Origin of the sequence: Gluconobacter sp. Dm-44, from assembly GCF_018256175.1 — a bacterium.
Taxonomy (GTDB): domain Bacteria; phylum Pseudomonadota; class Alphaproteobacteria; order Acetobacterales; family Acetobacteraceae; genus Gluconobacter; species Gluconobacter cadivus.
Genome location: NZ_JAERLZ010000010.1, coordinates 115,862 through 127,106 on the forward strand (window position 1 = coordinate 115,862; position 11,245 = coordinate 127,106).

16 protein-coding genes are annotated in these 11,245 nt (G+C 57.7%); 14 read left to right on the forward strand and 2 right to left on the reverse strand.

Going from position 1 to position 11,245, the window contains the following annotated elements; all coding sequences use genetic code 11:
- From JK213_RS12290 to JK213_RS12310, 5 genes are read left to right on the forward strand one after another with little or no spacing between them, the layout of a single operon-like run.
- The gene (locus JK213_RS12290) at positions 1 to 318 is read left to right on the forward strand and encodes a hypothetical protein (RefSeq protein WP_211571709.1); all 318 of its coding nucleotides are present in this window, start codon (positions 1 to 3) and stop codon (positions 316 to 318) included.
- Positions 315 to 671, forward strand: a complete 357-nt coding sequence (locus JK213_RS12295; RefSeq protein ID WP_211571710.1) for a hypothetical protein — start codon at positions 315 to 317, stop codon at positions 669 to 671. Before JK213_RS12290 ends, JK213_RS12295 begins: the two co-directional genes overlap by 4 nt.
- Entirely contained in the window at positions 668 to 1,387 is a 720-nt protein-coding gene (locus tag JK213_RS12300; RefSeq protein ID WP_211571711.1) for a hypothetical protein, read from the forward strand. The genes JK213_RS12295 and JK213_RS12300 overlap by 4 nt, the downstream gene beginning before the upstream one ends.
- Entirely contained in the window at positions 1,387 to 2,862 is a 1,476-nt protein-coding gene (locus tag JK213_RS12305; RefSeq protein WP_211571712.1) for a hypothetical protein, read from the forward strand. Before JK213_RS12300 ends, JK213_RS12305 begins: the two co-directional genes overlap by 1 nt.
- Positions 2,852 to 5,257, forward strand: coding sequence for a transglycosylase SLT domain-containing protein (locus JK213_RS12310; protein ID WP_211571713.1), 2,406 nt, complete (start codon positions 2,852 to 2,854; stop codon positions 5,255 to 5,257). The genes JK213_RS12305 and JK213_RS12310 overlap by 11 nt, the downstream gene beginning before the upstream one ends.
- Here JK213_RS12310 and JK213_RS12315 read toward each other — a convergent pair.
- On the reverse strand, positions 5,235 to 5,528 hold the full coding sequence (locus JK213_RS12315) for a hypothetical protein (RefSeq protein WP_211571715.1): 294 nt from the start codon (positions 5,526 to 5,528) through the stop codon (positions 5,235 to 5,237). The genes JK213_RS12310 and JK213_RS12315 overlap by 23 nt on opposite strands.
- 76 nt (positions 5,529 to 5,604) lie before the next feature.
- Positions 5,605 to 6,408, reverse strand: a complete 804-nt coding sequence (locus tag JK213_RS12320; RefSeq protein WP_211571717.1) for a hypothetical protein — start codon at positions 6,406 to 6,408, stop codon at positions 5,605 to 5,607.
- Between the two features lie 139 nt (positions 6,409 to 6,547).
- Here JK213_RS12320 and JK213_RS12325 point away from each other — a divergent pair, with 139 nt between their 5' ends.
- From JK213_RS12325 to JK213_RS12365, 9 genes are all read left to right on the forward strand, one after another.
- Complete coding sequence (locus tag JK213_RS12325) at positions 6,548 to 7,081, forward strand: hypothetical protein (RefSeq protein ID WP_211571718.1); 534 nt, start codon at positions 6,548 to 6,550, stop codon at positions 7,079 to 7,081.
- On the forward strand, positions 7,081 to 7,368 hold the full coding sequence (locus JK213_RS12330; RefSeq protein ID WP_211571720.1) for a hypothetical protein: 288 nt from the start codon (positions 7,081 to 7,083) through the stop codon (positions 7,366 to 7,368). The genes JK213_RS12325 and JK213_RS12330 overlap by 1 nt, the downstream gene beginning before the upstream one ends.
- Positions 7,365 to 7,844, forward strand: coding sequence for a hypothetical protein (locus JK213_RS12335; RefSeq protein WP_211571721.1), 480 nt, complete (start codon positions 7,365 to 7,367; stop codon positions 7,842 to 7,844). The genes JK213_RS12330 and JK213_RS12335 overlap by 4 nt, the downstream gene beginning before the upstream one ends.
- Positions 7,841 to 8,116, forward strand: coding sequence for a hypothetical protein (locus JK213_RS12340; RefSeq protein WP_211571722.1), 276 nt, complete (start codon positions 7,841 to 7,843; stop codon positions 8,114 to 8,116). Before JK213_RS12335 ends, JK213_RS12340 begins: the two co-directional genes overlap by 4 nt.
- Positions 8,117 to 8,152: 36 nt before the next feature.
- Entirely contained in the window at positions 8,153 to 8,356 is a 204-nt protein-coding gene (locus tag JK213_RS12345; RefSeq protein ID WP_211571723.1) for a hypothetical protein, read from the forward strand.
- Positions 8,353 to 8,586, forward strand: a complete 234-nt coding sequence (locus JK213_RS12350; RefSeq protein WP_211571724.1) for a hypothetical protein — start codon at positions 8,353 to 8,355, stop codon at positions 8,584 to 8,586. Before JK213_RS12345 ends, JK213_RS12350 begins: the two co-directional genes overlap by 4 nt.
- The gene (locus tag JK213_RS12355) at positions 8,583 to 8,789 is read left to right on the forward strand and encodes a hypothetical protein (protein ID WP_211571725.1); all 207 of its coding nucleotides are present in this window, start codon (positions 8,583 to 8,585) and stop codon (positions 8,787 to 8,789) included. Before JK213_RS12350 ends, JK213_RS12355 begins: the two co-directional genes overlap by 4 nt.
- 580 nt (positions 8,790 to 9,369) lie before the next feature.
- Complete coding sequence (locus tag JK213_RS12360; RefSeq protein WP_211571727.1) at positions 9,370 to 10,215, forward strand: phage integrase central domain-containing protein; 846 nt, start codon at positions 9,370 to 9,372, stop codon at positions 10,213 to 10,215.
- A gap of 66 nt (positions 10,216 to 10,281) precedes the next feature.
- A protein-coding gene (locus tag JK213_RS12365; protein ID WP_249200617.1) for an IS630 family transposase occupies positions 10,282 to 11,228 on the forward strand; the annotation gives its coding sequence in 2 pieces (ribosomal slippage) (positions 10,282 to 10,627 and positions 10,627 to 11,228; 948 coding nt in all).
- Positions 11,229 to 11,245 lie beyond the last annotated feature (17 nt).

Consider the following 11,245-nt stretch of genomic DNA (forward strand, 5'->3'; position numbering starts at 1 on the left):
ATGGCCGTCTCTCCGCAATCGCTTTGCCCCGGAACAACCCTGACCGCTTCTGACGTCACGATCGTCACTGGGGCCTCCGGCACGACTGTTCTGACGTCTTCCACATTCGCGAACCCGACGACGGCAGCCGCCACACTGACGATCAAGCTGACGCGCTCTGGCGGTGCCGCTATTACGCTCGTGCCCGGACGGTCTGTTGCGGCCGCTTCAACGGTCCAGCCTCCGGAGCTGTCCGCACTGATCCTCTCGGCGAACGATACACTCACGGCCTCGGGCGATGGTATCACGGCCGTCGTGAACGGGTATGTCGCGTCATGATGACGGATGCTGAAATTCTTGGCGCTCAGCCGCCCGACCGTGCCGTGATCTATCGCGATGGTGATGCGGTTGGGATGCTGCTGCCGATCACGGAAACAGTGTGGGAGGTCCATTGTGGCGCGGCTCCGGCCATGCGCGGCAAGGCATCTCTTGCGGCATTTCGCCGCCTGTTGGCCGAGTTCTGGTCAGACCATTCTAAGGTGCAGGAACTGATTGGGGTTATGAAATCAGAGCATCTCTGCGCTCGCTACAACGCGACCCGGCTTGGTTTTCAGCGCGTCAACACAACCCCCATCAAATGGCCAGACGGAACGGTTCGCGAAACCGCCGATTACAGGATGAAACGCCCATGATCCGCCATCCCGCTGCCCCGCAGGACTATATGCCGGGGGCTTATTATGATCCGGGCGCCGCTATCGGAGGCGCTGCTCAGGCTGCTGGAACGGTCGCGGCTACTGCCATGCAGGTTAAGGCCGAGAAAGAAGCGCGTGAAACCGCCATAAATACGGCCAACAGCGTAGCGCCCACGATCACGAGCAGCGCGACCACGGCAAACGCCCTGCTCGATCCATATGCCTCGACGGGCACGAACGCGATCAACAGCCTATCGAGCGGCCTGACGGAGAATTATCTGCAGCAAACACCAGGGTATCAGTGGAACCTAAGCCAGGGCGAGCAAGGTGTTACGAACAGTGCGGCAGCACGCGGGCTGGCAGATTCCGGCGCTGCGCTCAAGGGAGCCGCGACCTACGCATCTGGCCTCGCTGACAGCACGTATCAGAACCAGTTCAATGACACGAACGCTCTGGCTCAGGAGGGCTATAACGCCCTCAACCAGCAGGGCAACAACACCATGACGGCCGCGAACAATGCCGGTCAGGTTCGGATGGAGGGCGCGAATGGGGCCATGGCCACGACCGTTGGCGCGGGGAACGCGTTGGCAAGCGGGCTTTCCTCGCTTGGCAATACGGCCAGCCAGTACAGCATGTACAATGCCCTCCTGAATGGTTCGGGATCGTCTTCATCTTCATCTGATCCATTCGGCGGGTCTGGCGAGAGTGCATGGTAATGGCAGGATTCAACACAAACGCCCTTATGCCTACCCCGCTGCCTCAGCAGACGAACCCGCTTGAGTTCGCGTCTCAGGCCATCGGCGTACGCAACGCCCTGCTCGGCAACAAGATCCAGCAGGCGCGCTATGACGCCGATATGGCGCAGGGGAATGCCCTGCTCGGGGCGACAGGTGCGGACGGCCGCACGGATTACGCCAAAGCCCGCGCTGCGATGGCCCGTGATCCTAAAGCTGCATATGGAGCAGCGGAAGCAGTACGCCAACAGAACGCTGCGCGCTTGGAAGACCTCAGCAATACAGAAGCGGGGAAGAACGCTGTTGGCGCAATCTTGTCCTACGTTGGCGCGAACCCTGATCAAGCGCATCTCTACGCTGCAAAGCGCATGGCAAAGGCCATTTTCCCCGGTCAGAATGTCGATGGCATCGTTAATCAGATTGCCCAGCACCCCGATGGAATCGCGGGTGGTGTGGCGCAACTGACCAACTCCATGCAGGCACCGGGCCAGCAGGAAGCCAACGTCTACGGCACCCCGGGCGCGACGGTAAATAACGGTCAGCAGACCATCATCGGAACGCAGCAGAGTGCCATGAGCGGTGGTCAGTTTCGTCCGACTACGACGGTTCAGCAGCAGACCGATCCAACTTTCGAGCATACCTACACGAACCGCACCATCATGGGGCCGAATGGCCCGGTCATTATGCCAATGACGCAGGCTCAGTTCGATGCGTACAACGGAACGCATAATGGTTTTACCGGTCGCGTTGACGTTACTGGCAGTGGTAGCAGCAACCCCGCGCCCACTGCTATTCCGGTTGGAGCGGAAGAACAGGCAAAGACAGGATTGGCTGTTCGGAATAGTTTGGCCGGACAGCAGGAGGGTTACGCCCAAAATCTGAGCACACTGCGTAATCTCGATGGATTGCTCAGCAAAATTCCGGCCGACCAAAGATCGCGCAGGCTTGTTGAGGTGGAAAACCTCCTCAGTAAGGCAGGGATCAATTTTGATGGTGCCACGCTCGCACAGGAGATCGACAAGGCCGGGGCGGCTGTCCGAACACAACTCATGAATGATGGATCAGGGCCGCACACGAACGCGGGTATGTCAGATCTCGAGCATATCACTCCAGGTCGGAATATGACGCCCGAAGCTGCCCGTGCGCTGACAAACGAGATGATAACGGCAATGGAGTACAAACAGCGCCGCGCGGCTATGGCACAGCGCATCCAAAATCCTGGCACAATTATGCAGGAGCTATCAAACTACGATCAGAACTTTGATCCCCGCTTCTTCACAATCCAGCGCCTCGGGCCGCAGGAGGGGCGTGCTTATGCTGCTTCACATGTTGCTGATAAGGCGCAGTATGCGACCTCTGTTCGGAAGATGGCGCAAGCTCAGCGTGATGGGAAATATGATTACGGCCTGACACCCGATCAGGTTGATCGCATCTTGGGCCAGAAGAATGCCCAATAGCCTTCAGCAGCGCGTCGATGCCGCCTTTGCTGACGCCAGCCGGTCAAAAAATATCGATGAGCGCTGGCTGAGGGCAATTGCTCAGACTGAAAGCGGTGGGGATCTCAATGCCCGAAGCAAAGCCGGTGCTGTAGGGCTCATGCAGATTATGCCGGACACGGCTAAACGTCTCGGCATTGATCCGCGCGATCCAGTGCAGGCGATTCATGGCGCTGCCCAGCTTCTGGACGAGAACCTGAAACGCTACGGAGACCCCGTGAAGGCGATGCAGGCCTATAACGCAGGGACCGACGAAAAGCGTTGGAGCAATCCAGAAACCTCAGCCTACCCGGGAAAGGTTTTCGCCAACATGGCAACAATACAGAAGAAGCAGCAATCCGGATCCACACAGGATCTGGATGACAGCGTTTATGGCTGGGGCAATTCTTCGCCAAAGACCGCACCCGTGCCAGAAGCTACGCTTGATGATAGCATTTATGGCTGGGGGAAAGAGACGCCTCCTTCCTCGCCTCGTCCCGAACTCTCCCGCGCCGAAAAGGCATGGACCCTCGTCAATGACACGGTGAACTCGGCAGGGCGGGAAATCGATCGGACATTCGGCGTCGGCGTCCCTCACCTCGTGAGCTGGGCCACCTCTCTCGGACATCACATGGACAACCCGGTTTCGCGGGCTGCACATGGTGTCGGGGATTGGGTCGCGTCGAAGGAAGATGCAGACGAGGCAGCACGTAAGAACGATTACGGTGCGCCCTACACAGATGCGGCCGGGACGATGCTCGGTGCAGGATTGGCAACAGCACTTGGCGGACGTGTCGTGCGTCCTGCTGCTGCCGCACTTGATGAAACGAGGGCCGGTCGTATTGTCGCCAATGCACTGACTGGCGATGGCCCGTCTGCGATGAAGTACGCCAATAATGCCCTCGCCGCTGGTGTGCAGACCGGGCTGGCTGGTGGAGATTGGAAAGACGCGACAGCCCTGACGCTTGGCCTCGGTGCGGCTGGAAAGCTCGGGAGCAAAGTCATTTCGCCGGTTGCGGATCGGGCATCTGCGGCGCTCCGCCGCGCCGGGGATTATCTGGATCCGCAAGGCGCAGTTACCAGAGGAACAGAAGAATCCCCTTCAGAAATCGGACGTCCTGCCAGCACTTCGGCGCAGAAGGCGGAAGAGAAGGCCCAGATCAAGGCTATTTCCAAAGTCGGCGCATTCAGTGATCCGGAGAAGGCCGCAGACGCAATCGTGAAGGCGTTCACCAGCAAGGACGGTACGCGCCTATATAATGCCCAGACCCCGGGCGTTTTCCAGACCTTAGCCGTTCGAACGCAAGACCCGAAGATGGCCGGGCTAGAGAACAACCAGCGTGACCTCTACCCAGACGCCTTCCGCACGCTCGATAGCGCGAATGACCACGCGTACACGCAGCACCTGCGGGAGGTGATTGGTACGCCAGAGCAAATCCACAACCTCGAAGCCGAGCGATCCGCGTTTGAAGAAGCGCAGCGCACCAAGGCTTTCGAGAACGAAGAAGCCGTGCCAGTGGGCGCGCTCCATGCAACGCTGGATAGCCATATCGCGGCGAACAAAGGGAACGATCCGGTTCGGCAGGCCATCATAAAGGCCAAGAAGGCCCTTCAGGATGTGACTTTTGCCAAGGAAAACCCTTCCCCCACGCACAGCCTCTGGAACGAGCCAGAGGACCCGGTGCGTTGGGCCAAGCCGTCCGACCTGTGGAATGTTCGAAAGGCGATCGGGTATGGCCTTCAGAAGGCGGCATCTGGCGAGGATGCGAATATGCGAGCCGCAGCCGCTCGCCTTTCTCCGTTCATGGATGACCTCGCAAACCATATCGACCAGGGCGCACCCGGCTTTCACGATTATCTGGAAGGCTATTCCCGCCGCTCTGGCGATATCGATAGCCTGCGCTTTCTTCAGTCTCGCGGCCTGACGCAGCCATCCACGAATGCCCCGACAGGCGAGAGCGTGAATTACACGGCACTGAAAAACCTGATCAAGCAGATCGACAAGAACGAAGTTTCGGTTGCAACCAAGGGAACGGACGCCGTCACGCCAGAGCAGGAGTCGCGCCTTCGGACCGTCTTCCGCGACATGCAGGCAGAACGAACGATGCGGGATGCCGCCCGGTCCAATGGGTCAAACACGTTCAAGAATGCAATGCAGCAGCGCCAAAAGGAAATTCGGGGCGGACACTTTGGGAGCGTGGCCAGCACGCTCGGAGGCCTACTTGGAGCGCAGGAGGGTGGCCTGATGACAGGCAGTGTCACGGGCGCCGCGCTTCACGCGGGCAATGCTTTACTCGGCCACGCCCTAACCAACCGCCGCCTGACAAAGATGGAGCAGACGGACCAAGCCGTTATCAACCACCTTCTGGGTCATTGAACCGCAGGCCGTGAAGGGCTTCGCGCATCCGCTCTTCGCGGCCCTTCTGGATCGTGGTTCGAATGAACCATGGTGCCATGGACAGAAAAAATCCGGCTACAACGATCGGACCGCTGCCTTCTGCAAGAGTGGCAATCCCACGGTCACCCATCAAAGTAGCAAGCAGAATAATTAAGCCCGAGCAAAACGCCAGAAAAGCACCGGGCCAGAACGCGCCTCGTATCCACCATACGAAGAATACGAAAGCCACGACGAGATAGAGGAGGATCATGGCAGCAATTATCTCAGTTTACTGCGGATTGAGCAACGTTTTTTGCTTGTACAGACGCGTGGAACAAAACTAGAATCTACAAATGGTCAGCCTGCAAAATTTCCGCGCATTTAATCTTGAGGCTTTCATTGAGCGAATTAGCCAACTGCGCAAAGAAAAGAAGCCCTTTCATAGCATTGACAGGCTGAATAAATTTGGTGTCGGAAAATATAACTGTGTAGATAATTTTATACTTATTTTTGATATCAATATCACCAATATATCTGATGAGTTCTGCCTCATTTTTATCAAAAGACCATCTAGGGATGAGTATTTTGAAGGACTTGGCAGATTTAATGTGGATACTAGGAGTTGTCACGCTCTCAATATCGCCCCTAACAGCAAGGCCGACTGTATGCTTTACGTTGGCAAGTTGAGCGATGTTTCTGATATAGTTATCGGCGGAGTTTCTGTCGTCCCCGACGAAATGTGGGTTGTGAGAAAAAATCACCTCCCTAAATCGTTCATCGATGCCTTTCTGTCTGATGTTGGCTTCTACTTGAGTGGCGTCGGTTCCCCAAGGAAATCCTATCTTTCGATCTCGGAAGTTGGGATGCCCCAGGCTTTTCTGGGCGGAAGAAATACATTGATCAAATGTTTCCTTCACGAGATTGATGACTTCAGTCGCCTTGCGAGCCGCAAGGGATGGAATATTGGCCGGGAGGCTGGCGATATAAATACTTTCCCCCGTATCAGGGTCGAAATCAGTCCGATAGACTGTCTTGTTGTCTATGAAGAATTCCCTGAGACATTGATCCATCTCCTTAAGGGCGCCTTCCACCCACTCTAGTCTTTCTGTAGGTGCCGCAAACGCGGAAGTGATTCTTGCATCATATTCCATTATCCATCATCGCCACCGCCTAGCGAGTCCGGTCAACCCATCAACCTTTCCCCTTGTACTGACCACCCCATTTCCGCTATCTTCTCCACACGGCACGCTTCGCGTGTGACGGGTCACAATCTGTTCAAGATTCCCGCTCATGCGCCGCTTATTGCTTGCCGTTCCCTTTCTTATTCCGCTTTGCGCCCAAGCGCAGACAACTGCCGCCAATCCGGTTGAGCCATTCTCATACGGTGTCCGTGCGGGCACTGCGAAGAACCCTTTTGTCGCGGCCCTGTCTTCCGTCGTGCCGTCCGCTCAGGCCGGTGCGACACAAGCGGCATCTCCCGTCGAGATGTTCAGCTATGGCCGTCGCGTTGGTACGAAATCGAACCCTCTGTATATTAATCTCGGTTCTGCGCTGGATGCCTACGAAACCAGCGCGCATGCCGAGCAAACATATTTTCCTGTAGCGGGCGGAAACGTCACGGGCGTCGTCAGTGCAGAGGCTGGTGTAGTCGTCTGGGCGCGCTCTTATTCAGCGCTCCCGACTTCGCCTGCAACCGATATGATTATTGGCTGCTCAGACTGCTACTCATCTTCTCGTAGCACCGGGAATACTGCAGTTGGCCTCGTAGTCATGTGGAATGGGGCAAACTGGGTCGACGGCGTTGGCAATCCGGTGCTGCACTGATGGGCGACGCACCTTCCCTCATCGCCCCCGAAGCTGAGTTCATCACGCGCGGTGAGTTCTCTGAAGCCCGACAGGACATTAAACTTCTTCAGCGCGAGATGGTGGAAACCCAGACCGTACTGAGTAATCAGGGCGGCCAACTCACGCAGATCCTCGCCAATCAGGACGCGCAGGACAAGAAGCTCGACAACCTTCAGTCGGTTCGTCAGTGGATCGGGTGGGTTCTGGTGATCGTGACGAGCACCGGTGTGGTGCAGATCACGTCGCATCTGGTCGGCGCGCGATGACCGGCCTCAACACGCGCCAGCTCAAAACGCTGATCGTCACCCCGACGCTTCAGGCGCTTGGGCTTGCATCCCCCGCGGCCATCAACCTCCTGACCGGAACCGCACTGGCCGAAAGCCGCGCCGCCTACGTTCAGCAGGTTGGCGGTGGGCCTGCCCTTGGTCTCTGGCAGATGGAGCCTGCCACGCATGACGACTGCTGGACGAACTTCCTCGACTTCCCCGCGCAGTCGCGCCTTGCGACGGTATGCCACCGCATGCGCGCTGCTGATCTATCTGCGACAGCGCAGTTGGTCGCGAACCTTCGCTACGCCTGTGCGATGGCGCGGATCCGCTTCTATCGCGAGCCCGAAGCGTTGCCCTCCGCGAACGATGCGGCCGGACTGAGTGCATATCACAAGGCGTATTACAATACCTCGCTCGGCGAAGCTGATGCAGCCGCGAATGTCGTCTTCTTTGCGGAGGCCATCGCAGCATGAGCAAGATCCTCGATTGGATACGCGAGCCAACGACGCTGCAGGGCCTTGGGCTTTTGTCCGGCGCAATGATGGCAGCTTGGCTTGGTGTTGATGGTGGCGTGCCGTCCGTCATGGCCTCAACCGCCATCTTCCTGCTGATCCCTGAAAAATCTCCGCTGCAAAAAGCTGCGTCTATCGCAGCCGGAGCAGCGATCACCGAGATCGGAAAGCACCCGCTTCTGGGTGCGTCTTCCGCCACCGCAAGCACGGACGAGCCTAAGGCGCCGACGTGACTGCGGGACACCCCGAGCAACAAGGAAAACGCTCATATGACTGACACTGTAATTCAGGAAGCTGGCGCCCTCGGCCAGGAACTCATCCCCGTCCTTGGCGGCTTCATCATCCAGAAGCTGGATCCGAACTGCGATATTGCAGGGGCCAAGACGGCTCTGTCCGGTCTGGCTGGTAATCTTGCAGCGCTGGTGACGGCCCTCGAGACGAAGACGGCCACGGCCACCGAAACGGCGGCGTGATCCAATACCTCTACATTGGCGGGGGCGTCATTGCCCTCGCCTTTGTCGCCTGGCTGATCTGGTTTTCGTACCGGGCCGGGAAAAACAATGCGTCTATCACGACAGCGCAGGCCGCGACCGATAGCGCGAACGTAGTCACAACCAAGGCCGAATCTATGGCGCAGGCTCAGGCGGACAAGCCCGCGACTGAGGATGCAGTTCTGGCGCGGCTTGATGGAGGAACGGCATGAGGTGGATCGTCCTGGCGTTCGCCCTCACCGGCTGCACATCCGTGCGTTACGTCCCCTGCCCCACGCTTGTGACGTACTCGGCTGCTGATCAGAAAGCGCTGGCAACGGAAATCCGAGCCAATCCGCAAGCCCAGACCGTACGCTGGATCGGTGACTACATCGGTCTGCGCGATCAGGTGCGGGCATGTTCGAAGGTTCAGTGAGCTAGTTCGTCACCCGCGATACGTCATCGATTGGTGAGACCGTCGTTTCCCTGGTAGCGGAAGTCCGTGTTGTATGAAGAGTGTCCCATCCCGGAGTGTCGCTCGATCGGGATAGGACACGAGGCTGGCCCAATTTGGAGTGCTGAGCCACAGACACCTTAGCGCAAAATCATTAACGACAAAATAACGGATCATCGATTCTAGATTAAATGCCTTCATTGCTCGCGCCATGATCAGCGCGGTCCGGGATGTGAGGGGGAAGTGGCCCACAATCCTGTAAATTCGATGGAAGAGCGCGGAATCGAACCGAAGCAATTTATATTGGGGGTACCGTTGGGGGCGTTTTCCCGATGGAAGTCCAAATTACCTATTTGATAACATAGGGATAGCATCCCAGATTGACCGCCACTCTCTCCGCCAGATCCCCTTCTCAATCAGTCCAAAGTTGTCTCAAAGCCTTGGTGTATCCAGCGTTTTGCGCCATTCTCTAGCCTTATTCGTTCTCGTTTTGTCTCATCCTGTCTCGTTCTGGACCGGGTAGACGGCGGGTATAATTTGGGAAGAGACCGGGTAGAGCCAAATGCTGACAGACTCGCAGGTCCGTGCGGCCAAGCCAAAAGACAAAGCCTTCAAGCTCACAGATGGTGGGGGGCTGTATCTCCAAGTGACACCCTCGGGAGGCAAACACTGGCGTTGGCGCTATGAGATTGAGGGCAAGGAAAAGACTTACACGATCGGATCATACCCGAATGTGCGTCTGCCTGATGCCCGGTCGGAGCGGGATGAGGCACGCAAGGTTCTGCAGGCCGGTCGAGACCCAGCAAAAGAGAAGAAGTTGCTCAGGGCGATCGGTAGCGTCGATCCCGCCCAGACCTTTATTGCGACCGCACGGAACTGGTTCGCTCAGAGGAAGGATCTCTGGACTGAGCGTCATGCTGCGGATGTTTGGCGCAGCCTTGAGCGCGACGTGTTGCCTTCTGTGGGCCATATGCCAATTAATGACCTTACGCCTCCGATCGTGCTTACTGTCCTGAAAGAGATCGAAGCGCGCGGCGCGGTAGAATCTGCTCATCGCACCCGCCAGCGCATGTCAGACATTCTCGTCCATGCCATTGCCTGCGGCTACGGAACAGCAGACCCGGCCGCCATTGTCGCCCCTGCCCTGCGCCCTGTGGTTCGGGGACGCCAGCCGGCCATAACAGATCTGGATGAGGCTTGCGCCATGATCCGCAAGACCGAAAATGAAGACGCGCACCCGGTCACACTTCTTGCGCTGCGGCTACTATATCTGACCGCCGTCAGGCCGGGTGAACTGCGCTATGCTATGTGGGACGAATTCGAGGATCTGAACGGCCCCGAGCCGCTGTGGCGTATCCCGGCAATTCGAATGAAGAAGAAACGGGAGCATCTAGAGCACTTCCATTGAAATCCGAATCGATAGGTGACACTGAAGGCGCCATGTGATTCACCGTTTTCGTTGATGGAGACGGTGATGGCACGAGCATTGAGTGATGATCTTCGGGAGCGGGTTTTGGAAGCTGGAGCGGCTGGGGCATCAGCCCGCTCGATTGCGGCCCGGTTCGGTGTGGGGATTTCAACAGCGATCCGCTGGCTGCGACGGGAACGCGAGAGCGGCGAGCGGACGCCCCGTCGCCAGGGCAAGCCGCGCGGGTCACGGCTGGACGCGCACGAAGCGTTCATTGCTGGCATGATCGAAGCGCAGAAAGACATCACGCTCCACGAGATGATGGCGCGTTTGAAAAGCGAACGGAACGTCGGGATTGGCCACAGCATGCTCAGTCGCTGGCTGCGGCAACACGGATGGACATTCAAAAAAAGACCGCTCATGCACTGGAGCAGGAGCGTGAGGACGTCCTGAAACGACGGCAGGACTGGTTTGATCTTCAACCTGACCTTGATCCGCAGCGGCTGGTGTTCATTGACGAAACCAGTCTCTCCACGAAGATGGCCCGTCTGCGCGGGCGTGCTTTGCGGGGGGAACGCTGCCGCGCCGGTATCCCTCACGGCCACTGGAAAGCCACGACCTTTACCGGGGCCTTGCGTCTGACAGGTATGACCGCGCCTTTCGTCCATGATGGTCCCATGAACGGCACGATCTTTCAGGTCTATGTGGAACGGGTTCTCATCCCGACACTGAAGCCGGGCGATATTGTTGTGATGGACAATCTTCCGGCCCATAAGCTTCCGGCGACACAGAAGGCCATTGAGCAGGCAGGGGCGGAACTGATGTTCCTCCCGCCATACAGCCCGGACTTCAATCCCATCGAGATGGCCTTTTCAAAACTCAAAGCCTTGCTACGCGCCAAAGCCGAACGGACTGTCGGTGCTCTGTGGGACACCGTCGGCGCTCTGCTTCCGGCCTTCACTCCCAGCCAATGCACCAGTTTCTTTACAGCCGCTGGATATGAACCAGATTAAAGTGGAATCGCTCTAGG

What these genes read in the sequence shown, in the direction of transcription:
- JK213_RS12290 (WP_211571709.1), top strand. Translation starts at nt 1, where the DNA reads ATGGCCGTCTCTCCGCAATCGCTTTGCCCCGGAACAACCCTGACCGCT.
- JK213_RS12295 (WP_211571710.1), top strand. Translation starts at nt 315, where the DNA reads ATGATGACGGATGCTGAAATTCTTGGCGCTCAGCCGCCCGACCGTGCC.
- JK213_RS12300 (WP_211571711.1), top strand. Translation starts at nt 668, where the DNA reads ATGATCCGCCATCCCGCTGCCCCGCAGGACTATATGCCGGGGGCTTAT.
- JK213_RS12305 (WP_211571712.1), top strand. Translation starts at nt 1,387, where the DNA reads ATGGCAGGATTCAACACAAACGCCCTTATGCCTACCCCGCTGCCTCAG.
- JK213_RS12310 (WP_211571713.1), top strand. Translation starts at nt 2,852, where the DNA reads ATGCCCAATAGCCTTCAGCAGCGCGTCGATGCCGCCTTTGCTGACGCC.
- JK213_RS12315 (WP_211571715.1), bottom strand. Translation starts at nt 5,528, where the DNA reads ATGATCCTCCTCTATCTCGTCGTGGCTTTCGTATTCTTCGTATGGTGG.
- JK213_RS12320 (WP_211571717.1), bottom strand. Translation starts at nt 6,408, where the DNA reads ATGGAATATGATGCAAGAATCACTTCCGCGTTTGCGGCACCTACAGAA.
- JK213_RS12325 (WP_211571718.1), top strand. Translation starts at nt 6,548, where the DNA reads ATGCGCCGCTTATTGCTTGCCGTTCCCTTTCTTATTCCGCTTTGCGCC.
- JK213_RS12330 (WP_211571720.1), top strand. Translation starts at nt 7,081, where the DNA reads ATGGGCGACGCACCTTCCCTCATCGCCCCCGAAGCTGAGTTCATCACG.
- JK213_RS12335 (WP_211571721.1), top strand. Translation starts at nt 7,365, where the DNA reads ATGACCGGCCTCAACACGCGCCAGCTCAAAACGCTGATCGTCACCCCG.
- JK213_RS12340 (WP_211571722.1), top strand. Translation starts at nt 7,841, where the DNA reads ATGAGCAAGATCCTCGATTGGATACGCGAGCCAACGACGCTGCAGGGC.
- JK213_RS12345 (WP_211571723.1), top strand. Translation starts at nt 8,153, where the DNA reads ATGACTGACACTGTAATTCAGGAAGCTGGCGCCCTCGGCCAGGAACTC.
- JK213_RS12355 (WP_211571725.1), top strand. Translation starts at nt 8,583, where the DNA reads ATGAGGTGGATCGTCCTGGCGTTCGCCCTCACCGGCTGCACATCCGTG.
- JK213_RS12360 (WP_211571727.1), top strand. Translation starts at nt 9,370, where the DNA reads ATGCTGACAGACTCGCAGGTCCGTGCGGCCAAGCCAAAAGACAAAGCC.